The organism is Robbsia andropogonis, from assembly GCF_034047095.1.
Classification (GTDB): domain Bacteria; phylum Pseudomonadota; class Gammaproteobacteria; order Burkholderiales; family Burkholderiaceae; genus Robbsia; species Robbsia andropogonis.
On record NZ_CP139170.1, the window covers coordinates 1,058,165 to 1,078,036 of the forward strand.

The 19,872-nt window shown below is 62.3% G+C and carries 18 protein-coding genes; 14 read left to right on the forward strand and 4 right to left on the reverse strand.

Annotation, left to right across the window (positions count from 1 at the left end; genetic code table 11):
- The first annotated feature begins 103 nt into the window (after positions 1-103).
- Both SJQ66_RS18185 and SJQ66_RS18190 read left to right on the forward strand, forming a co-directional pair.
- On the forward strand, positions 104-259 hold the full coding sequence (locus SJQ66_RS18185) for a hypothetical protein (protein WP_157684951.1): 156 nt from the start codon (positions 104-106) through the stop codon (positions 257-259).
- A gap of 401 nt (positions 260-660) precedes the next feature.
- Complete coding sequence (locus SJQ66_RS18190) at positions 661-1,728, forward strand: alpha/beta hydrolase (protein ID WP_320535134.1); 1,068 nt, start codon at positions 661-663, stop codon at positions 1,726-1,728.
- Here the strand turns inward: SJQ66_RS18190 and SJQ66_RS18195 are convergent.
- On the reverse strand, positions 1,691-2,602 hold the full coding sequence (locus tag SJQ66_RS18195) for an EcsC family protein (RefSeq protein ID WP_253463147.1): 912 nt from the start codon (positions 2,600-2,602) through the stop codon (positions 1,691-1,693). The genes SJQ66_RS18190 and SJQ66_RS18195 overlap by 38 nt on opposite strands.
- 37 nt (positions 2,603-2,639) lie before the next feature.
- On the opposite strand from SJQ66_RS18195, the gene SJQ66_RS18200 reads away from it, so the two are divergent.
- Together SJQ66_RS18200 and SJQ66_RS18205 are read left to right on the forward strand one after the other, a co-directional pair.
- Positions 2,640-2,972 (forward strand): hypothetical protein, encoded by a 333-nt coding sequence (locus SJQ66_RS18200; RefSeq protein ID WP_081764822.1) that lies wholly within the window; start codon positions 2,640-2,642, stop codon positions 2,970-2,972.
- Positions 2,973-3,666: 694 nt separating this feature from the next.
- Positions 3,667-4,599: a MarR family winged helix-turn-helix transcriptional regulator gene (locus SJQ66_RS18205; protein ID WP_024902587.1), complete on the forward strand. Its 933-nt coding sequence runs from the start codon at positions 3,667-3,669 to the stop codon at positions 4,597-4,599.
- 83 nt (positions 4,600-4,682) lie between these two features.
- On the opposite strand, the gene queF is transcribed toward SJQ66_RS18205, so the two are convergent.
- Together queF and ilvA are read right to left on the reverse strand one after the other, a co-directional pair.
- On the reverse strand, positions 4,683-5,513 hold the full coding sequence (gene queF, locus SJQ66_RS18210; RefSeq protein ID WP_024902588.1) for an NADPH-dependent 7-cyano-7-deazaguanine reductase QueF: 831 nt from the start codon (positions 5,511-5,513) through the stop codon (positions 4,683-4,685).
- A 16-nt stretch (positions 5,514-5,529) separates the two neighbouring features.
- The gene (gene ilvA, locus SJQ66_RS18215; RefSeq protein WP_024902589.1) at positions 5,530-7,098 is read right to left on the reverse strand and encodes a threonine ammonia-lyase, biosynthetic; all 1,569 of its coding nucleotides are present in this window, start codon (positions 7,096-7,098) and stop codon (positions 5,530-5,532) included.
- Between the two features lie 64 nt (positions 7,099-7,162).
- On the opposite strand from ilvA, the gene SJQ66_RS18220 reads away from it, so the two are divergent.
- Positions 7,163-8,074: a CDP-diacylglycerol diphosphatase gene (locus SJQ66_RS18220; RefSeq protein ID WP_024902590.1), complete on the forward strand. Its 912-nt coding sequence runs from the start codon at positions 7,163-7,165 to the stop codon at positions 8,072-8,074.
- Positions 8,075-8,098: 24 nt separating this feature from the next.
- Here SJQ66_RS18220 and SJQ66_RS18225 read toward each other — a convergent pair whose 3' ends face one another.
- Entirely contained in the window at positions 8,099-8,845 is a 747-nt protein-coding gene (locus tag SJQ66_RS18225) for a nucleotidyltransferase family protein (RefSeq protein WP_253463143.1), read from the reverse strand.
- 261 nt (positions 8,846-9,106) lie between these two features.
- Here SJQ66_RS18225 and SJQ66_RS18230 point away from each other — a divergent pair, with 261 nt between their 5' ends.
- The 9 genes from SJQ66_RS18230 (at position 9,107) to SJQ66_RS18270 (ending at position 19,857) form a co-directional block, all read left to right on the forward strand.
- Positions 9,107-13,189: a DUF3683 domain-containing protein gene (locus SJQ66_RS18230; protein WP_320535135.1), complete on the forward strand. Its 4,083-nt coding sequence runs from the start codon at positions 9,107-9,109 to the stop codon at positions 13,187-13,189.
- Positions 13,186-13,635, forward strand: coding sequence for an HIT family protein (locus SJQ66_RS18235; protein WP_024902594.1), 450 nt, complete (start codon positions 13,186-13,188; stop codon positions 13,633-13,635). The genes SJQ66_RS18230 and SJQ66_RS18235 overlap by 4 nt, the downstream gene beginning before the upstream one ends.
- Before the next feature lie 75 nt (positions 13,636-13,710).
- On the forward strand, positions 13,711-14,109 hold the full coding sequence (locus SJQ66_RS18240) for a gamma-butyrobetaine hydroxylase family protein (RefSeq protein ID WP_024902595.1): 399 nt from the start codon (positions 13,711-13,713) through the stop codon (positions 14,107-14,109).
- Positions 14,110-14,153: 44 nt separating this feature from the next.
- Positions 14,154-14,885, forward strand: coding sequence for a bifunctional demethylmenaquinone methyltransferase/2-methoxy-6-polyprenyl-1,4-benzoquinol methylase UbiE (ubiE, locus tag SJQ66_RS18245; RefSeq protein WP_024902596.1), 732 nt, complete (start codon positions 14,154-14,156; stop codon positions 14,883-14,885).
- A gap of 136 nt (positions 14,886-15,021) precedes the next feature.
- A complete protein-coding gene (locus tag SJQ66_RS18250; RefSeq protein WP_082102348.1) occupies positions 15,022-16,110 on the forward strand; it encodes a Tim44 domain-containing protein in 1,089 nt (362 codons plus the stop codon).
- A 76-nt stretch (positions 16,111-16,186) separates the two neighbouring features.
- The gene (locus SJQ66_RS18255) at positions 16,187-17,005 is read left to right on the forward strand and encodes a ubiquinone biosynthesis accessory factor UbiJ (RefSeq protein WP_253463141.1); all 819 of its coding nucleotides are present in this window, start codon (positions 16,187-16,189) and stop codon (positions 17,003-17,005) included.
- Positions 17,005-18,588, forward strand: a complete 1,584-nt coding sequence (gene ubiB, locus SJQ66_RS18260) for a ubiquinone biosynthesis regulatory protein kinase UbiB (protein WP_024902599.1) — start codon at positions 17,005-17,007, stop codon at positions 18,586-18,588. Before SJQ66_RS18255 ends, ubiB begins: the two co-directional genes overlap by 1 nt.
- A gap of 101 nt (positions 18,589-18,689) precedes the next feature.
- Positions 18,690-19,064: an FmdB family zinc ribbon protein gene (locus tag SJQ66_RS18265; RefSeq protein ID WP_320535136.1), complete on the forward strand. Its 375-nt coding sequence runs from the start codon at positions 18,690-18,692 to the stop codon at positions 19,062-19,064.
- 58 nt (positions 19,065-19,122) lie between these two features.
- Positions 19,123-19,857 (forward strand): DUF502 domain-containing protein, encoded by a 735-nt coding sequence (locus tag SJQ66_RS18270; RefSeq protein ID WP_024902601.1) that lies wholly within the window; start codon positions 19,123-19,125, stop codon positions 19,855-19,857.
- Positions 19,858-19,872: the final 15 nt, after the last annotated feature.

Here is a 19,872-nt window from a genome sequence, read left to right on the forward strand (position 1 = left end):
GCTCAGGATGCACCAAAAGAATCCGACAACTTGCAATGTGGCGGTCGACTGACTAGACTAGGGGTAATCCCTAGGTAATATCCCTAAGTCAGAGGATGCCATCATGACCGCCATTGCAAAATTCCTGATTCGTGAAAATAACGTGTTCGCCCGTAGCCTGGCCTACGTAGGCGCGCAATCGCGCTTGGCGCTGCGGCAACATCTCCAACTCTGCCAGGTTGTTGTGGATGCGATGGCGCAGCAAAACGCCAAGCGTTGATCGACACGGGCCGCGCCGGAAGCGGCACGCGGCGGATGCCGCATCAGTACGGGTCGGTTAACACGTGGCGTTGCGAAAAAAGGGGATGTCGCCTGCCGACAAGCCCCTTTTCTTTTTTTTATGTCTGCGAAAAAAAAGCGCGGCCGTCAGGCCGCGCCAAAGGACCGGACACCTCCTCAAACGGAGGTCTCCTTCTCGCCTGCATATTGTAGAAGCTTGCCGCGGCCGATATGCCGTGAGATTCGGAAACGGGCCATTGCCTGAAAGCGAACAGTGCGGCAATGCTATCGTCTTGCATGGCGCGCGGCGTCGCCGTTGCGGGTGACCGTGGCGGTGAGGGCCGGACAGCGCAGTATGGATGCCGATCGACGAGCAGGGCGAAAAAAAGGACGGTTGTCGCAATGAGTTGGCAGAACGGGCTATTGAGTTGGTTTTTGCGTCGCCGCGTGCGCGCGTTGCGACATTCCCCGCTGGACCCGGTGCGCGTGCGGCAAGGCGCTGAAAAGATGATCTGGCCGGCGCGACCTGCCACCGGTTGGGTGATTCGTGAGATGGAAGACCTGACGGTCAAGGCGTCCGACGCGGCGTCAACGCCATCTCGGGTATCGTCGTCGACTCCTGCGGACGGCTTACCGGCCTCGGCTCCGAAGGCCAGTGCACCGCCGGCTATCGCGACTGCACCGGTTCTGTCCACGCCAGGCCGCGTGCCTGGTGAATGGATCACGACGGCATCGCCCCGATTGCTGAAGACCACACGTCGCGTGGTGCTGTACCTGCACGGCGGCGGATATTTTTTCTGTTCCCCGCGAACCCACCGCGCCATTACCTGTACATTGGCGCGCCGCGGATTGGCGCGGGTGTGTGCGCCAGATTATCGACTGGCCCCGGAGTATCCGGCACCCGCCGCGCTGGATGACGCCTTGCGCGTGTGGCACGCCTTGCGCGATTCGGGAGAGCCGGCTGATCAGATTGTCGTAGCGGGAGATTCCGCAGGCGGGGGGTTGGCCTTGGCGCTGTTGCAGGCGTTGCGTGATGCGGGCGAGCCGATGCCGGCGGCAGCGGTATTGTTTTCGCCGTGGACCGACCTGGCATTGACCGGTGCGACGCTCGAATCGCATGCCGGCACCGATGTCCTGATGGACTCCCAGGGCCTGCACGATGCCACGGCGCTCGTGTTAGGTGCCGGGGGCCTGGATGCCCATGATCCGCGGATTTCCCCGCTATATGGTGATTTCCATGGCTTGCCGCCGCTACTGATCCAGGCGAGTGACGTGGAGATGCTTCTTGACGACGCGCGTCGCGTGGCCGAGCGTGCGCGGGAGGCGGGCGTCAATGTCACGCTCGAGATCACGTCCGGCGTGCCCCATGCCTGGCAGATGTTTGCGCCGGTGCTGCCCGAGGCACGTTGCGCATTGGTGCGCGCCGCGCAGTTCATCCGAGGTCATACACATCCGAATAGGCAAGCCTGACGGCCTCTTCACCGTATTGCCGCTCCAACGCCCGCACGGTGAAGTGTGCATGCGCCATGGCCTGGAAATGTGCGATAAAGATCGTGTTGATGGCCGCGCCGAACACGGCGCCGACCACCGGGACCGCTTTGGCGGCGGCTTGTTCGCTGACCTGCGCCGAAAACCGCGCGGCGACCGAGTGCAACAGCTTGGTGACCAGCGCCGAGCTGTGACCACCGGCGCCGCGGGCCGCCAGTTCCGCGGTGGCGGCCGCCACCTGCTGCGCCATCGCGCCACGCACCATGAAATAGCCATACGACGCATCGTCGTCGGCTACCGTCGGGCCGCCCATGGCCAGCACCGTCAGGCATTGCAACTGTACTTCCGCGCGACGGATGTCCTCGCCGTGCCGGGCGGCGATGTCCCCGATCGAGCGGAACATCAGGGTCGTGGTAACCGGCAACTCGATTGGCAGCGAGATCATGCCGAACGCGCCGCCCGCCGCCCCGGTGGCGGCCACCGCGAGTTGATGCAGCCGACGACTGCGCTTGCCGTCCCGTCCATTCCCGTCCGTCACCACTTCGGTTGGCACGACAGGCGTCACCGTATTGGTTTCATCGATGGTGAAGGCCAGTTCTTCAGTGCGCGGCGCTCGAATCGTACGGATCGCGAGTGACAGGCAAGTTTGCAACGCGCGGCTGGTTGCGTCGTTGACGAAGCGACCGGCCAACCTTGGCAAGCGGCCAAGCAATTTTTCTAAAGGTGCTCCCATCGCCGAGGCGAGTTTGACCGCCAAGCCAGGATTTTCTAGCGTCTGGCGCGCGGCGCGCAGTTGTGCCAGATCGGCGGGTGCGAGCGCGGTGGGAAGAGGCGAATCCGATACCGAATCAATCATGACGTGTCCGTACCATGGGCATGTTTGCGAGCGCAACGTGCGTGCATCTCTCTCGATCATACTGCGTGTTCATCATAACGGCCTGTCGTCCTTACGGTTAGACCGGACATCACGCTCCCTGGCTTCCGCCGGCTCGTTGACGCCTTCGGGGCGTCACCCGTTTTTGCTGGCATCGATCGCAAATACCGCCATCATGCGGGTGGCGTCCGTTCAAGGGGGCTTCGGTTCGCCGCCCGGAAATGCGGGTGCGCTTGTCACGCCATTGGTTGTCTGTATTACAGTAGGCAGCATCACGAACAGCCGGATCGTTACCCGACTAAAGCGGCCTGACCGCGTCGGGTCGCACGGGAACGTAGTCGGCTGGCGATGAATGATGTCAAGTGCATGGCAATGTATATGTTTCCTGCGTCATTGATGAGATATCGGCATCTGGTAGTTAGCTAGCGATGTTGAGGAGACCGGCGCAATAGTCCACTCTGCAAATTTTGGTGGATCAAAAAGATGAGACTTGGCTGGTCGCGCAACGGTTGCGGGCTGGGCATAATGGTCTGGTAATCGAACCTGTCTTTACCGCGTCTAAAAGCGTTGTGCGTGTCTGATGCGTGTGTGGTGGTGACCGGATAACAGGGCCGTGGCGGACGTGCCGGGTCATCTCTTTTTAATCGTTTTCTCGAAGGATAAGAAGGTCGGCTTCCGGCCTGGCATTGCCAATGCGTTATCCGATGCCGGCCGCGACACACACGTGATACGACGGTTGCGCATGGTGTTGATATGTCTTTGGCGACATGAGCGTGCTGCTGGTGGCGGCAACCGCTGCCGCAGTCACCGGGTGGTGACAGTGCTGTAATGGATGTCGTGGAATGGTCGCGAAATGTCAATCAGACAGTTCGGATACCATAATAATTTCCAAGATGACGAAATAAAAAGAAGGTGCGCCCGCTTCATGCGAAGCGCCACCGGAGGCGGCTTTGTGCGGTGAGGATAAGGGTTGGTAGGGTCAAGGCGGGCCGATGGGTTTGGTGGCGCGCCGGCTGGTCCGGAAATCGGGATAGGAGACAGGAAACGTGAGTGGAAACTTTATCGGCGACGTAATCGATGTGCCGGGGCGCAGTATTTTCGATGGAATGAACCGTATGCAGCAGCGTGAGGATGAAACCGCATGGACGCCGGCACCTGTGGCGGCAATTGCCCGAAAGTCGCTGACATCGGAGCAAATCGATGCGTTGAACGCTGCCTTCGACACCATTTCCGGCATTGTCACCGACCAGTCTGGTGATGCGGCCGAGGGGCGGCATCCCGAAACTGTCGCCAACGGTGTGTCTGATAGCGGTGTCAACGAAGGGGATCGGGCCGGATCGATCGATGCGGTTGCCGTGCGCCGGGAGGCATTGGCCCGTGGGTCGATCGCGCTGCAGGACGTGATCGAGCTGGCGCGGGGCGTGATCCTGGGCACCCGTGCTGCGGATGCCAGGACGGCTGCGGAACCTCCTGTGGAGACCGATGTTGCACGGGCGCTTTCGCTGGACGAGTTGTGCAATGACCTCGCACAGGCCTGCAATCGTTTGAGCCGCGACTATACCACTGGCTTGTGCGGCCATAACGAGCAGAAGATTTCGGCACCCGAATGGCGTGTGCTGAAGTGCATGTCGGACTGGAAGGATGAGCACCCGCAGAAGCTGTTGGTCAGCACGCTGGGTATCGACGCCGGTGCATTGACGCGCGTCTGTCAGGGGTTGGAAAACGGACGCGGAGCGATCAATCGCGAGCCGGATGCGCGGGACAACCGGTTGAACAACCTATGCCTGACGGATCAAGGCCGCAAGTTGATCGAGGATGCCACGCCCCAGATCGCGGCGTTTCATAGTCGTCTTCAGGACGCGGTGGCAAGCGGTCCGGTCCTCGAATTCCTGTTCTTGCTGGTGAATCAGGTTGAGCACCGCTTTGCGCAATGGTCGAGCAGCGACCAACGGGCGCGCGTCAGCGCATCGAAGAATTGACGGAGGGCCATGGATGAGGAATCGCGTATTCTGGAAGGGCGATTCCTTGCGCCGCGCAGATGGCGGTCAGCGTGGACTTAAGCTTATTGACGCGCAGTCCGGGCGTTGTCCGGTACCGGCATATTGAAGTTGGTCCGGAAAGGATTGATATCCAGGCCGCCCCGGCGCGTGTAGCGCGCATATACCGCCAGTTTGACCGGGCGGCATTGTCGTAGCAGATCGAGGAATATCTGTTCGACACATTGCTCATGAAAGCCGGTGTGCTCCCGGAATGACACGATATACCGCAACAGTCCGGCCTGGTCGATCTGTGGCCCCGCATAGTGGATTTGCACGCTGCCCCAGTCTGGCTGCCCGGTCACAGGGCAATTAGAACGTAGCAGATTCGACACCAGCGTTTCCTCGACGGGTGCTTCATCAAAGCGCGCTTGAAGAAACGACGGGTCGGGCGTGTAGACTTCGCAATCCAGATCCAGGCGGTCCACATCGGTACCTGACAGCTCGTCGAGAGTGAGCCGACCGAACGCATGGGGCGGCGTTAATTGCACACTGACGCTTGCACCGCAGACGGCGCCGATGTCGTGCCGCAATGTATCACGCAGGATCTCGATCGATTCCTGGCGCGTTTGCGCAAATGATCCCAAATACAGCTTCAGCGATTTCGACTCGACGATGCAAGGTGCGTCGGCTGGAACGATCAGCGTCAGCACGGCGATCTGCGGCTTGCCGCGGCCATTCAGCCAGGACAATTCATACGCGTTCCAGATATCGGCGCCGAAGAACGGCAATGTTGCGCCCGGCGCGATGCCGAGCATGGTACGACCTTGGGCGCGAGGAATCGGGAAAAGCAGGGACGGATCATATCGATCCGTGTATCCAACGCTTTTGCCGAGAGATGATTGTTCCGGGGTCATGTCTGTAGCCTGCGCCTTAGCGCGAAGCGGCGCCGGGCGTGCGCGGCGTCGGCAGGGGCGGGTCGGCGAGGAATAACCGGTAGGCCGGATTGGCCGTTTCCTCTTTATAGGGATAACCGATGCGTTCTAGGAAAGCGGCAAACGCCGTACTGTCTTCAGTGGGGACCTGCAGGCCCACTAGCGCGCTGCAATAGTCCGCACCCTGGTTGCGATAATGGAACAGGCTGATGTTCCAATTCGGTGACATCGACGACAGGAAACGCATCAGCGCACCGGGCCGCTCCGGGAATTCAAAGCGATAAAGCAGTTCGTCGTGCGCATTCGGCGAATGGCCACCGACCATATGCCGCACATGCTGCTTGGCCAGTTCATCGTGCGTCAGGTTGATCGTCGAGAAACCCGCGTGTTCGAATGCATCGACCAATTCCCGGCTCTCTTCACGACTGCGCGTCTGCACACCGACGAAAACATGCGCGGAACGCGAGTCGGCGATGCGGTAATTGAATTCAGTGACCGAGCGTTCGCCGACAATCTCGCAGAAGTGCCGGAAACTGCCGCGCTCCTCCGGAATCGTGACGGCGAACACCGCCTCACGCGCCTCACCCACTTCCGCACGTTCCGCGACAAACCGCATCCGGTCGAAGTTCAGGTTTGCACCTGAGTTGATCGCGATTAATGTGCGATCCGTCAGGCCGTCGCGCTCCACCACGCGCTTCAAACCGGCCAACGCGAGCGCCCCAGCTGGCTCCAGCAGGCTGCGTGTGTCCTGGAAGACATCCTTGATTGCGGCGCACAGGGCATCGGTATCGACACGAACGATCTCATCCACATGCATCTGACATAGGCGGAATGTTTCTTCGCCCACCAGTTTGACCGCCGTACCGTCCGAGAACAAGCCGACGTCTGTCAGCGCGATACGCTCGCCGGCGGCGAGAGACTGGGCCATCGCGCAAGAATCTTCCGTCTGCACGCCAATCACCCGTGTTTCCGGCCGGACGGCCTTGACGTACGTCGCCACGCCGGAGATCAATCCACCGCCCCCGATCGGTACGAATATCGCGTCGATCGGGCCCGGATGCTGACGCAGGATTTCCATGCCCACCGTGCCGGCGCCGGCGATGACGTCCGGATCGTCGAACGGATGGACAAACGTCAAGCCGCGCGCTGCCTGGAGCGTGAGCGCATGGCCGTAGGCATCGGAGTAGGACTCGCCATGCAGCACCACCTCGACGAATGCGCCGCCGTGCGCGCGCACCGCGTCCACCTTGACCTGCGGCGTGGTGGTCGGCATCACGATCACGGCTGTGCAGCCCATGCGTGCAGCCGCCAGCGCGACGCCTTGCGCATGGTTACCGGCGGAGGCGGCGAGGACGCCACGTCCCCGTTGCGCGTCGTCCAACCGCGCCATCTTGTTATACGCGCCGCGCAGCTTGAACGAAAAGACCGGTTGATTGTCCTCGCGCTTGAACCAAATGCGATTGCGAATGCGCGCGGAAATATTGGGCGCGAAGTCCAGTTCGCTTTCGCGCGCTACGTCGTAGACACGCGCATTTAAGACTTTTCGCAGATAGTCGGGGGCTGACATGATGCCACGGGCGGAGAGGAAAGGGCCTATGATATCGCGATTCGTTACCCGTTCCGGCTGATAAATGACGACAGAATGGCTGTCTTGGCGCTTTTTGGGCAGCATTGCCATTATTCGCGCCATTGCCGGTCTGACGCTGTTCGCGGCGGTGGCGGCCAGGAGTGACATCATGTCGTCGCCGAAGGGTGAGCGACACGCACCGGCAGTGCGGGCCGACGTCGGCACGCAGCCTGTTGGCGCAACGCCGACGAGCGACGCCACGGCGTCAAACGGACCGCGGCGCCAGGCCCTGGCCCGCATTGTCGCACGCTGCGTCGCGGCGGCGGATCATCAGCCATGCCTTGTATATGACCCGGCGGGCGACGATGTCCTGATCAAGGATATCCGCGGCCGCGCGCAATTTCTGCTGATGCCGATTTCGGCGATTTCCGGCATCGAGTCGCCGGCCGTATTGCGTCCGGACGCGCCGCCGTATTTTTACGAGGCGTGGAGCCGGCGTCGTTATGTGATCGCCGCGCTGGGCAAACCGGTCGACGACAGCGAGATCGGGCTGGCGATCAATCCCGCCAACGCGCGGTCCCAGGATCACCTGCATATCCACATCGATTGCGTGCGCGCCGATGTGCGCGACGCGCTCGCCGCCGCGCGCATCACTGCCACGTGGTCCGACCTTGCATTGGGTGGCAGTCGATGGAAGGTGCGGCGTCTCTCGGTCGACGCGTTACGTACGGGCAATCTGTTCGCGATGGTGGCGCGGGATATGCCAGACGCCGCCAATGACATGGGGCGCAAGACGATCTTCGTCAGCGGTGCGCCCTCCGCGACGCACGGCGCGGCGGATGCAACCGAGGTCTACGTCGCCGTACGCCATGTCGCGATGCCGCTGATCGGGGGAGCCTCCGCGGAGGATTTGCAGGATCATGCTTGCGGTGTGGCGTCGCGGCTGAGCATCGGGCCGGGGGCGCGTTCGTCGTGACCGGTGCCCATCGACGGCCCGCCGTCAGCCCAGGTCTTCCGGGTGGTCGATATCGCGGAGCACACCCGCATCGCCCGTTTCCACGGTGATGAAGCCGGACGCCTTGAACCAGCCACCGGCGCCGCGATCACCGTCCAACGCCAGCAGCGCGGCCAGATGACCTGCGCCAATGCCGGCCGGATGGCCACGTTGCCCTTCGTATACCGGCGCGACGAGGGCGAGCGGATCGCCTGCGGCCAGCAGTGCGCCGGCTACTTCCTGCGTGGTCGCGGGAGCGATCATCGGCATATCGGCCAACGCGACGACCCAGCCGGGCGGCGGCGTGCCGCCGGCAACGGCTTTTGCGTCGGCGGCTGTTGGCGCGGCGGGGGCTGTCGCAGGGGGCGCCGATGCGACCGCCGGTGCCGCTGCAAGGCTTGCCTGCACGGCGTCGGCAAGGCTGGCTCCCATGCCGAGTCGGGCGCGTGGGCTGGCAATCACCTCGCAGCCGGCCTTGGTCAGCCAGTCGCGCAGGGTGCGTTGGTGCGCCGCCTGTGCCGGCGTCAGGTCTGGATCACCGTCGATGACGGCGATCACGCGCGGCAATGCGTTACGCAGGCGGCGCGCGGCGACGAAGGCGACCGGAAGACCGGCCTCGGCGCCCGTCGGCAGCGTTGTCAGCAACTTGTTGTGGGCCCCGGAGGGGTCGAAACGGCTGCCGCGGCCGGCCGCGAGCAAGATGCCCACCGGCTGGGAGGGGACAGGGGGTGAGGGCGCGTGGACTGGTTTCATCGGCGTATTGTCACGGTTTTTTCGGGCAGTGGCTACGGGCGCGCCGGGATCAGGCGCCACGCGGCGGACGGCCTGGCATTCGCGCGGCAAGGCAACAGTCCGGCGATGTCCCCGCTTCCGGGCCGGTGCGCGTTGCCCGCGCGCAACGAGGCGTTGCAGTACAATGCGCTACTTTCGAGGCAGTGATATCGCCGAATACCGCGCCTCGCGGCGGCTGTAAAAGCCGGTCCGGCGGCATGCCGGACACGACCTCAGTTGACAATGAACGCTCCCCAGATATTCGATCAGAACGGCGTGCCTGTTGCCGTTGGCAGTGGCGTCGACGCGCATGGCGAATTGCGCTTGCGCGAAATTCCCTACAACTACACGTCGTTCTCGGATCGCGAAATCGTGATCCGGCTGTTGGGCGACGAGGCTTGGCAAGCGCTGTCCGCGTTACGCGAAGAACGCCGCACCGGCCGTTCCGCACGCATGCTGTACGAAGTGCTGGGCGACATCTGGGTGGTGCGGCGCAATCCCTACCTTCAGGACGACTTGCTCGACAACCCCCGTCGTCGCCAGCTGCTGATCGACGCATTGGAGCATCGGCTGGCCGAGATCGACAAGCGCCGCCGCGCGGATCTGCGTGACCATGGCGACGAGCAAGGCCGTGAACGCGCGGCGCGTGTCGAGCAACTGATCGCGGCCGCGCGTCGTGCCGTGAGCGCCTTTGCCGACGAGTTCGGCAAGATGGCCGACCTGCGCAAGCAAGCCGCGCGTCTGCTGGGCAAGCACACGCAGAAGGACAATATCAAGTTCGACGGCCTGTCACGCGTATCCCATGTGACCGATGCGACGGACTGGCGTGTCGAATATCCGTTTGTCGTGCTGACGCCGGACACCGAGGAGGAAATCGCCGCCTTGATTCGCGACTGTTTCGCGCTCGGCTTGACGGTGATCCCGCGTGGCGGCGGTACGGGCTATACCGGCGGTGCACTGCCGTTGACGCCGTTTGCCGCGGTGATCAATACCGAGAAGCTGGAGCAACTGGGAGAGGTGGAGAGCACGATGTTGCCGGGGCTCGGCGTACCGGTCGCCACCATCTTCTCCGGCGCCGGCGTGGTCACGCGCCGGGTCACCGAGGCGGCCGAGAAGGCCGGCTTCGTGTTCGCCGTCGACCCCACATCGCTCGATGCATCCTGCGTGGGCGGTAACGTGGCGATGAACGCCGGCGGCAAGAAGGCCGTGTTGTGGGGCACCGCACTTGATAACCTCGCCTGGTGGCGGATGATCGATCCGAATGGCGACTGGCTGGAAGTCACGCGCCTCGAGCACAACATGGGCAAGATCCATGACATTGCCGTGGCGAAGTTCGAATTGCATTGGTTCGATGGCCGCCATGCGCCCGGCGAGAAGCTGCTGCGCAAGGAGACGCTCGATATCGAAGGGCGCCGTTTCCGCAAGGAAGGACTGGGCAAGGACGTTACCGACAAATTTCTGGCGGGCTTGCCCGGCATTCAGAAAGAAGGCTGCGACGGCCTGATCACCAGTGCGCGCTGGGTGCTGCACAAGATGCCGGCGCATACCCGGACTGTTTGCCTGGAATTCTTCGGCCAGCCGCGCGACGCGATCCCGTCGATCGTCGAGATCAAGGACTACCTGTTCCAGACCGCGAAAGAAGGCGGCGCCATCCTGGCCGGCCTTGAGCATCTGGATGAGCGTTATCTGCGCGCCGTTGGCTATGCGACGAAGTCCAAGCGCAATGCGTTTCCAAAGATGGTGTTGATCGGCGATATCGTAGGTGACGATCCTGACAAGGTCGCCCATGCCACCTCCGAGGTGGTGCGCATGGCCAACGGCAAGAGCGGCGAGGGTTTCGTGGCGGTCAGCGCCGAGGCGCGCAAGCGATTCTGGCTCGACCGTTCCCGCACCGCCGCGATTGCGAAGCATACGAACGCCTTCAAGATCAACGAAGACGTCGTGATCCCGCTGAACCGTATGGGCGAATACACCGACGGTATCGAGCGAATCAATATCGAACTGTCGCTGAAGAACAAGCTGCAACTGGTTGAGGCGCTCGACGCGTTCTTTGCGCGCGGTGACCTGCCGCTTGGCAAGAGCGACGACGCCAACGAGATCCCCAGCGCCGAACTGCTGGAAGACCGCGTGACGCATGCGCTGGACCTGCTCGCGCAGGTCCGCGCGCGGTGGACCTATATTCAGTCGCATCTGGACCAACCGTTGTCCGAGGCGGCGCCGGCACTGCGCAGCCTCGGTCTGGCGCACCTGGACGACGCGTTCACGAACCGTCTCGCCACGCAGCCCGACGCCACGTTATTCGACGTCGCGCAGGATCGCACGGTGCGGATCTCCTGGAAGCAGGAAGTTCGCGCCGAGTTGCGCAAGATTTTCAACGGCGGTGAGTTCAAACCGATCCTCGATGAAGCGCAGGCGATCCACAAGCGCGTGTTGCGGGGCCGGGTATTCGTCGCGCTGCACATGCATGCGGGCGACGGCAATGTCCACACGAACATTCCGGTGAACTCGGACAACTACCCGATGCTGCAGGACGCCCACGCGGCTGTGGCGCGGATCATGACGCTGGCGCGTTCCCTCGACGGCGTGATTTCCGGCGAGCATGGCATTGGCGTGACGAAGCTCGAGTTCCTGACCGAAGCGGAAATCGCGGAATTCCGCGCGTACAAGCGTCGCGTGGATCCCGAGGGACGCTTCAACAAGGGCAAGTTGATGGAGGGGGCGGATCTGCGTAACGCCTATACGCCCAGCTTCGGCCTGATGGGGTACGAGTCTTTGATCATGCAGCAGTCCGACATCGGCGCGATTGCCGACAGCGTCAAGGATTGCCTGCGCTGCGGCAAGTGCAAGCCGGTGTGCGCAACGCACGTGCCGCGCGCGAACCTGCTGTATAGCCCGCGCAACAAGATCCTCGCCACGTCGTTGCTGGTGGAGGCATTCCTGTACGAGGAGCAGACGCGACGCGGCGTCTCGATCAAGCATTGGGACGAGTTCAATGATGTAGCCGACCACTGCACTGTCTGTCACAAGTGCGTGACGCCGTGTCCGGTCAAGATCGACTTCGGCGATGTCACGATGAATATGCGCAACTTGTTGCGCAAGATGGGCAAGAAGAAGTTCAACCCGGGCTCCAGCGCGGCGATGTTCTTCTTGAACGCGACGAATCCGAACACGATCAACGCCACGCGCCAGGTCATGATGAACTGGGGCTACAAAGCGCAACGCGCCGGCAATGACCTGTTCAAGCGACTGGCGCGCAAGCAGGCCGCGCATCCGCCGGCTACGGTTGGCAAGCCACCGTTGACCGAGCAGGTCGTGCATTTCGTCAACCGCAAGATGCCGGGCAATCTGCCGAAGAAGACCGCGCGGGCCTTGCTCGACATCGAGGATAACAAGATCGTCCCGATCATCCGCGATCCGAAGGGAACAAGCGCGGATACGGAGGCGGTGTTCTACTTCCCGGGTTGCGGTTCCGAGCGCTTGTTCTCGCAGGTCGGCCTGGCGACGCAGGCGATGCTCTGGCACGCCGGGGTGCAGACGGTGCTGCCGCCGGGCTATCTGTGTTGCGGTTATCCGCAACGCGGCGCGGGACAGTTCGACAAGGCCGAGAAGATGATGACGGACAACCGCGTCATGTTCCATCGCGTGGCGAATACGCTGAATTATCTCGACATCAAGACGGTGGTCGTGTCGTGCGGCACCTGCTATGACCAGTTGGCCACGTACGAATTCGACAAGATTTTCCCCGGGTGCCGGATCATCGACATACATGAATTCCTGTTGGAGAAAGGGATCAGGCTCGACGGCGTGAAGGGCACGCGCTACATGTATCACGACCCCTGTCATACGCCGATCAAGACGATGGACCCGGTAAAGCTGGTCAATCAGCTGATGGGCAGCGAGCGCGACGGTTACAAGATCGAAAAGAACGACCGGTGTTGCGGCGAGTCTGGCACGCTGGCCGTCACGCGCCCGGACGTATCGACACAGGTGCGTTTCCGCAAGGCCGAGGAAATGCGCAAGGGCGAGGCGCGGGTGCGCCAGATCCCGGTGCCGATCGCCGCCGCACCTGTCCAAGGCGACGCATCGGCGGATCCGGCGCTGTCGGTCACGCGGACATCGGCCGAGCCGGCGGCGTTCGACGGCAACGTCAAGATCTTGACCAGTTGCCCTTCGTGTCTGCAGGGCCTGTCGCGCTATGGTGAAGACGTGGACGTCAGCGCCGACTATATCGTCGTCGAGATGGCCCGCGCGGTACTGGGTGAGAATTGGATGGTCGAATACGTCGACAAGGCAAACGCCGGCGGCATCGAGCGGGTGCTGGTATGACGCGCGCAGCGGACTGTCCGTTATGCGAGAGCGATGGCGGAGTGGTGGTTTGGCGCAATGCCGCGCTGCGCGTCGTCCTCCCCGACGAGCCGGACTATCCGGGGTTCTGCCGTGTGATCTGGGAGGACCACGTCGCGGAATTGAGCGACCTCGATGCGCCGTCGCGTGGCCAGTTGTTCGATGCGATCGTTGTCGTCGAGCGTGTCTTGCGGGCGCATCTGGCCTGCGACAAGGTTAATGTGGCGAGCCTCGGTAATATGGTCGCGCACCAGCATTGGCACGTGATTCCACGATTTCGTGACGATGCGCATTTCCCGCAGTCCGTGTGGTCGGCGCGCCAGAGAGAGGTTGCGCCGGATGTACTGACAGCACGCCGGGCCCGCGCGGCCACCGTGGGCATCGCCTTGCGTGATGCATTGGACAACGCCTTTGCGCCGCGCCCCTGAGCATCGGGAAGGCGTCCGGTACGCCAGGCAGGCACACGTGCTGGATGATGCGGAAACGGAACAGGAGCCTGAGTGATGGCCGGACTTGAAAAAGATACGCCGATTCCCACCGGACTGGTGCTCCATACGGCATCCGGGGTACTGGAGGTGCAGTATCCGGACGCGCGATATCGACTGCCGTTCGAGTTCTTGCGCGTGTATTCACCGTCCGCGGAAGTCCGGGGGCATGGCATGGGCCAGGAAATACTGCAAACCGGCAAACGTGACGTACGCGTCACGCGGATCGACGGTGTTGGGCATTATGCGATCCGTTTGGGTTTTTCCGACGGCCATGACACGGGCATTTACTCGTGGGATTATCTGTACACGCTGGCAACGAGGCAGGACGCACTATGGCAGGATTACCTGACCCGGCTCGAGGCCGCGGGCGCAAGCCGTGACGGCGCGGTGCCCGGCCAACCGGTCGAGGCGTGAGATGACGGACAAAAAAGACGCAAGAGGACGCGAGGCATGACGCGATGAGCAAGACCCATTTCGGATTCAGCACGGTGGACGAGAATGAGAAGGCCCGGAAAGTAGCGGGCGTTTTCCACTCGGTCGCGCAGAAATACGACGTGATGAACGACCTGATGTCCGGTGGGTTGCATCGCGTCTGGAAGGCTTTTACGATCGGCCGTGCGAACGTGCGCCCCGGTCAGAAAGTATTGGACATCGCGGGTGGCACGGGCGACTTGGCCGCCGCGTTCGCGAAGGCGGCCGGCCCGCATGGTGAAGTCTGGCTGACCGATATCAACGGCTCGATGTTGCGTGTCGGCCGTGACCGCCTGCTGGATCGCGGCATCGTCACGCCGACGTTGCTGTGCGACGCCGAGAAACTGCCGTTCCCCGACAATTATTTCGACGTGGTCACCGTGGCGTTCGGCCTGCGCAACATGACGCACAAGGATGCCGCACTGGCCGAGATGCGCCGCGTGATCAAGCCGGGCGGCAAGGTCATGGTGCTGGAATTCTCGAAGGTCTGGGGCCCGCTGACGAAAGCGTACGACATGTACTCGTTCAAGCTGTTACCCTGGCTGGGTGAACGAATCGCCGGTGATGCCGAAAGCTATCGTTATCTTGCCGAGTCGATCCGGATGCACCCGGATCAGGAGTCGCTAAAGGACCTGATGCATGGCGCGGGCCTGGAATCGGTCCAGTATTTCAACCTGACCGGCGGGATCGTGGCGCTGCATCAAGGTACGAAATTCTGATTTACTTCGGCACCTTTCGGTTGTATGCTAATTGAAAGGTTGCGCATGATAATGGCGCAACACCGCGCTATCGTCGACTTTGCTTCGTGCGTGCGACGTCAGGCGGTCAATTCAGCATGTCAATCGTGAGGGACGTATGTCTACAGCAGGAATGGAAGCGGTCCGGTCGTTCGGCCGTTCAATAGTACGTTCGCTGCGCCGCGTGAAGGTGCCGGCGGTGAAGGTGGGGGCGCTGTCAATTGTCGCGGTAGTCGCATTTGCCGCGATGACTGAGCATGCCGATGCGCGCCGGATGGGAAGCAGCCGCAGCATGGGTCGTCAGTCGCCGATGGTGTCGCAGCAAGCCCCAACGCGTCCTGCGACACCGGCGCCGTCAGCGGCCGCCAAGCCTAATACGCCTGCACCCGCGGCCGCGCAACCGGCGCGTAATCGCTGGATGGGTCCGCTCGCGGGTCTCGCCGCCGGCCTCGGTATCGCCGCGCTCTTGTCGCACTTTGGCCTGGGCGGTGCCCTTGCCGGCGCGATGGCGAACATGATCGTGATCGCGTTGATCGCCTTCGTTGCCATCTGGCTGATTCGTAAATTCATGTCGCGTCGTCAGCCGGCAGCACCGACGCCGGCCTACGCGGCGGCGGGTACGGGCCCCTCGTCGGGCTTGGGCGGATCAGATCGGGATGCGGGTAGTCGTTTCGATGGTGTTACCTCCGCGCAGACGGCACAGTCCGGTTCGTCTGGCCGTTGGAGCGATGCACCAGGGTCGGCAGCCGGTCTTGCGGGCGGTGCATTCGGCGCGGCCACGCATGCCGCGCAAGCTCAGCCGGCGGCGGATGTGCCCCACCAGCAGTGGGGCGTGCCCGGTGATTTCGACCAAACGACATTCCTGCACAACGCAAAAGTCTACTTCGTGCGGATGCAAGCGGCGTGGGATGCGTCGGATCTTGACGATCTACGTGATTTCACGACACCGGAGATGTTCGCCGAGTTGCGTCTGGATCTTCAGTCGCGTGGTGAGTCAAAGAACCGCACCGATGTGGTTCGCGTTGATGCGGAACTTTTGGGTATGGAAGACACGGCGACCGATTATCTGGCCAGTGTGCGCTTCACCGGCTTGATTCGTGAGAATGAAGGGGCAACGGCGGAAGAGTTTGCCGAGGTATGGAATCTGATCAAGCGTAAGAAGGAGCAGTCTGGCTGGTTGCTGGCGGGGATTCAGCAACTGCATTGATCGAACTGCCCTACAATAGGAGCCCGCTGCACGAATTCCGTGTGGCGGGCTTTTTCCTTTTGTGCTCTTTGTGCTGATGCGCGTCGCTCCTTTTCCTGTTCCGTCTTTTCAAGCGGCGGTCAATCACTTGTTGCGCCGTGAGTCGTGGGCGCTGGCCCAACTCCTTCCGTACGCGGGTCGTCGTGCCCGTCTGCACGTCTCGGCCTTCAGCTTCGACGTGCTTGTCGCGCAGGATGGTCTGTTGGCGCTGCCCGCGACATTGCGTGATGCGGCACCTGTGGCCCGTGCATGGCGTGCCGCCGCGACGTTCGTCCCCACGATGCCGGGAGGCGTTGGCGCCGTCATGACGGCCGCGGCGGCCCAGGCAGGCAGCGCCACCGGTCTCGCGGCTGCCTCGGGCAATAGCGGCGGTGCTGCTGCAGGTGATGTCGCGGATGTCGAGATCACCGTTTTGCCGGATGCCATGCCGGCACTATTGCGGTATGGTCCGTCGGTGTTGATGAAACATGTGCGCATCGAGGGCGATGCCGAGTTCGCGCAGGCGCTTGGGCGATTGGCCGAGCATTTGCGGTGGGAGCCGGAGGAAGACTTGGCCCAATGGATCGGTGACGCAGCGGCGTTCCGGATGATACGAGGGGTGCGGCAGGTCGGCGCACAACTGCGTCAACTGGCCGACGGCGCGCTTGGACAGGTCGCGGAATACTTGCTCGACGAACGGCCGCAACTGGTTCGCACCCGGGTGAACGAGGCCTTCGCCGCCGATGTCGCCGCAACGGCGCAACGCATTCAGGCGCTGGAGGCGCGCATCGCGCGGCTTCAGCAGCAACGCACGGGTGGGGCGGGACGCATGTCACCCTCACCCTCGTCAACCAAGCACACCGGAGCGCCGCGATGATGCGAACTTTCCGGTTATGGAAGATCATTTTCACGTTGATCCGATTTGGTCTGGACGAAGTCGTCCTGTCCGGCTTCCAGCACAACCGGATACGGTTGCTGGTCCGTCTGATGACCATTGGCCGTAAGCTCGATTCCCCGCGTGGCGTCCGATTGCGCCTCGCGCTTGAAAGCCTCGGCCCGATCTTCGTCAAGTTCGGCCAGATGTTGTCGACGCGCCGTGACCTGCTGCCCGCCGACATCGCCAACGAACTGGCAAAGCTACAGGACCAGGTGCCGCCATTCCCGTCCGATGTCGCCGTTACGTTGATCGAAAGGGCATTGGGGCGGCCTGTCGAGGATCTGTTCGATGCGTTCGAGCGGGTGCCTGTTGCCAGTGCATCGGTCGCACAGGTCCATTTCGCGAAGTTGAAGTCCGGCGAACACGTCGGCAAGCCAGTTGCCATCAAGGTGCTTCGTCCCGGCATTTTGCCGGTGCTGGAAAGCGATCTGGCGTTGATGGCCGACGTCGCCACCATGTTCGAACGCTTCTGGGCGGATGGCCGGCGCTTGCGGCCGCGTGAGGTCGTGGCGGAGTTCAACAAGTATTTGCACGATGAATTGGACCTGATGCGGGAGGCGGCGAATGCCAGCCAACTACGCCGCAATTTCGCGGCCACGGACCTGTTGCTCGTGCCGGAAATGTACTGGGATTACTGCACCTCCACCGTGCTGGTGATGGAGCGGATGGTGGGCGTGCCGATCAGTCAGACCGACCGATTGCGGGCCGCCAAGGTCGACATCCCCCGGTTGGCGCGCGAAGGCGTCGAAATCTTTTTCACCCAGGTTTTCCGCGACGGTTTTTTCCATGCCGACATGCATCCCGGCAATATCCAGGTGAGCCTGGATCCGAACACGTTCGGCCGCTATATCGCGCTGGACTTCGGCATCGTCGGCGCGCTGTCGGACTTCGACAAGAATTATCTCGCGCAAAATCTGCTCGCGTTTTTCAAGCGTGACTACCATCGTGTCGCCATGCTGCATCTGGAGTCGGGATGGGTTCCGGCCAAGACGCGCGTGGAAGAACTCGAAGGCGCGATCCGCGCGGTGTGCGAGCCGTACTTCGATAAGGCGTTGAAGGACATCTCCCTGGGTCAGGTGTTGATGCGCCTGTTCCAGACGTCGCGTCGTTTCCAGGTCGAGATCCAGCCGCAACTGGTGTTGCTGCAGAAGACGTTGTTGAACGTGGAAGGCCTGGGTCGCGACCTTGATCCGGAATTGGATCTCTGGCAGACGGCCAAGCCTTACCTCGAGAACTGGATGCTGAACCAGATTGGCTGGCGCGGCTGGTATGACCGGTTGAAGGTTGAGGCGCCCCAGTGGAGCAAGACGTTGCCACAGGTTCCCCGTCTGGTGCATGCATTGCTCAGCGAGCATCAGCGCGCGACGCAAGGCCGGCGCGGAGACGACTTGATGCTGGCGCTGGTCAAGGAGCAGCAGCGTACCAATCGCATGCTGCGTGGGGTCATCCTGTTCGGCGTCGCGGTGGGCATCGGCGTCGTCCTGACCAAGGTTTGGCTCGCAAGCACCTACGGGATACTCTGAACGTCAGTCCCAAGCCACGGTTTTGCACGGTAAAGGGACGGTTTGCAGCTATAATTCAACGCTTTGCACATTGCAACACGTATTCAAGAGGGTATCGGATCATGCCGATCTATGCGTATCGCTGTGAATCCTGCGGTTTCCAGAAAGACGTCCTGCGCAAGATGTCGGATCCGCCATTGACGGATTGCCCGAGCTGCGGCAAGGCCACGTTCCAGAAACAAGTAACGGCGGCCGGGTTCCAATTGAAAGGATCGGGTTGGTACGTGACGGATTTCCGCGACAACGGCAATAAGTCGTCCGGAACCGGGGCCGCGTCCGATGGCGCGGCCGAGGGTGCGGCCGCCACCGGTGGGGACGCCAAGAGCGGCAGCAGTGGGGACACGTCCGGCAGTGCCGCCGCAGTGCAGGCACCTCCGGCTGCGCCGGCCGGCGGTAGCGGTGCGAGCCCGGCCGCGCCGACGTCGAGCGCTGCCTGAGTATTGCCGCGGCCTGCGTTCCAGGGCGGTCGCCACGGAATCGCCGACGGAAAAATCGATGACAACGAAGAAGACGCTAAAAACCTATTTCCTGACCGGTTTGCTGGTCCTGGTGCCGCTGGCGATCACGCTATGGGTGCTGGGTCTGGTCATCGGTACGATGGATCAGACGTTGCTGTTACTGCCCGAGTCGTGGCAGCCGGATGCCTGGCTTGGCGTACACATACCGGGCATCGGGGCGTTGCTGACGCTGGCTTTCATCTTCGTCGTCGGTTTGCTGACGCAGAATTTCATAGGCCAGACGCTGGTCAAGTGGTGGGATTGGTTGTTGCGTCACATTCCGATTGTGGGGCCGCTGTATACGAGCATTAAGCAGGTATCGGACACCTTGCTGTCGAGTAGCGGCAATGCCTTTCGCAAAGCGCTATTGATTGAATATCCGCGTAAAGGGTCTTACACGATCGCGTTCCTGACCGGCGTGCCGGGCGGGGATGTGGCCGACCAGCTGAACGGCGATCATGTCAGCGTCTATGTGCCGACGACGCCGAATCCGACGTCAGGATTTTTCCTGATCGTGCCGCGCGCGGAAGTGATCGAACTTGATATGTCGGTGGATGCGGCATTGAAATACATCGTGTCGATGGGCGTGGTGTCGCCGGTCGGTCCGCCGCGGCGTGTTCCGGAGCCACCGCAGGTCGTCGAGCCGGGCGTCGACACGTCGGGCGAGGCATCGGCAGGTCCGCCGGACGGCGTGCTGAACGGCAAGTCGGCCGAGAGCAACCACGCCGCTTGAAAGAATCACGCGATG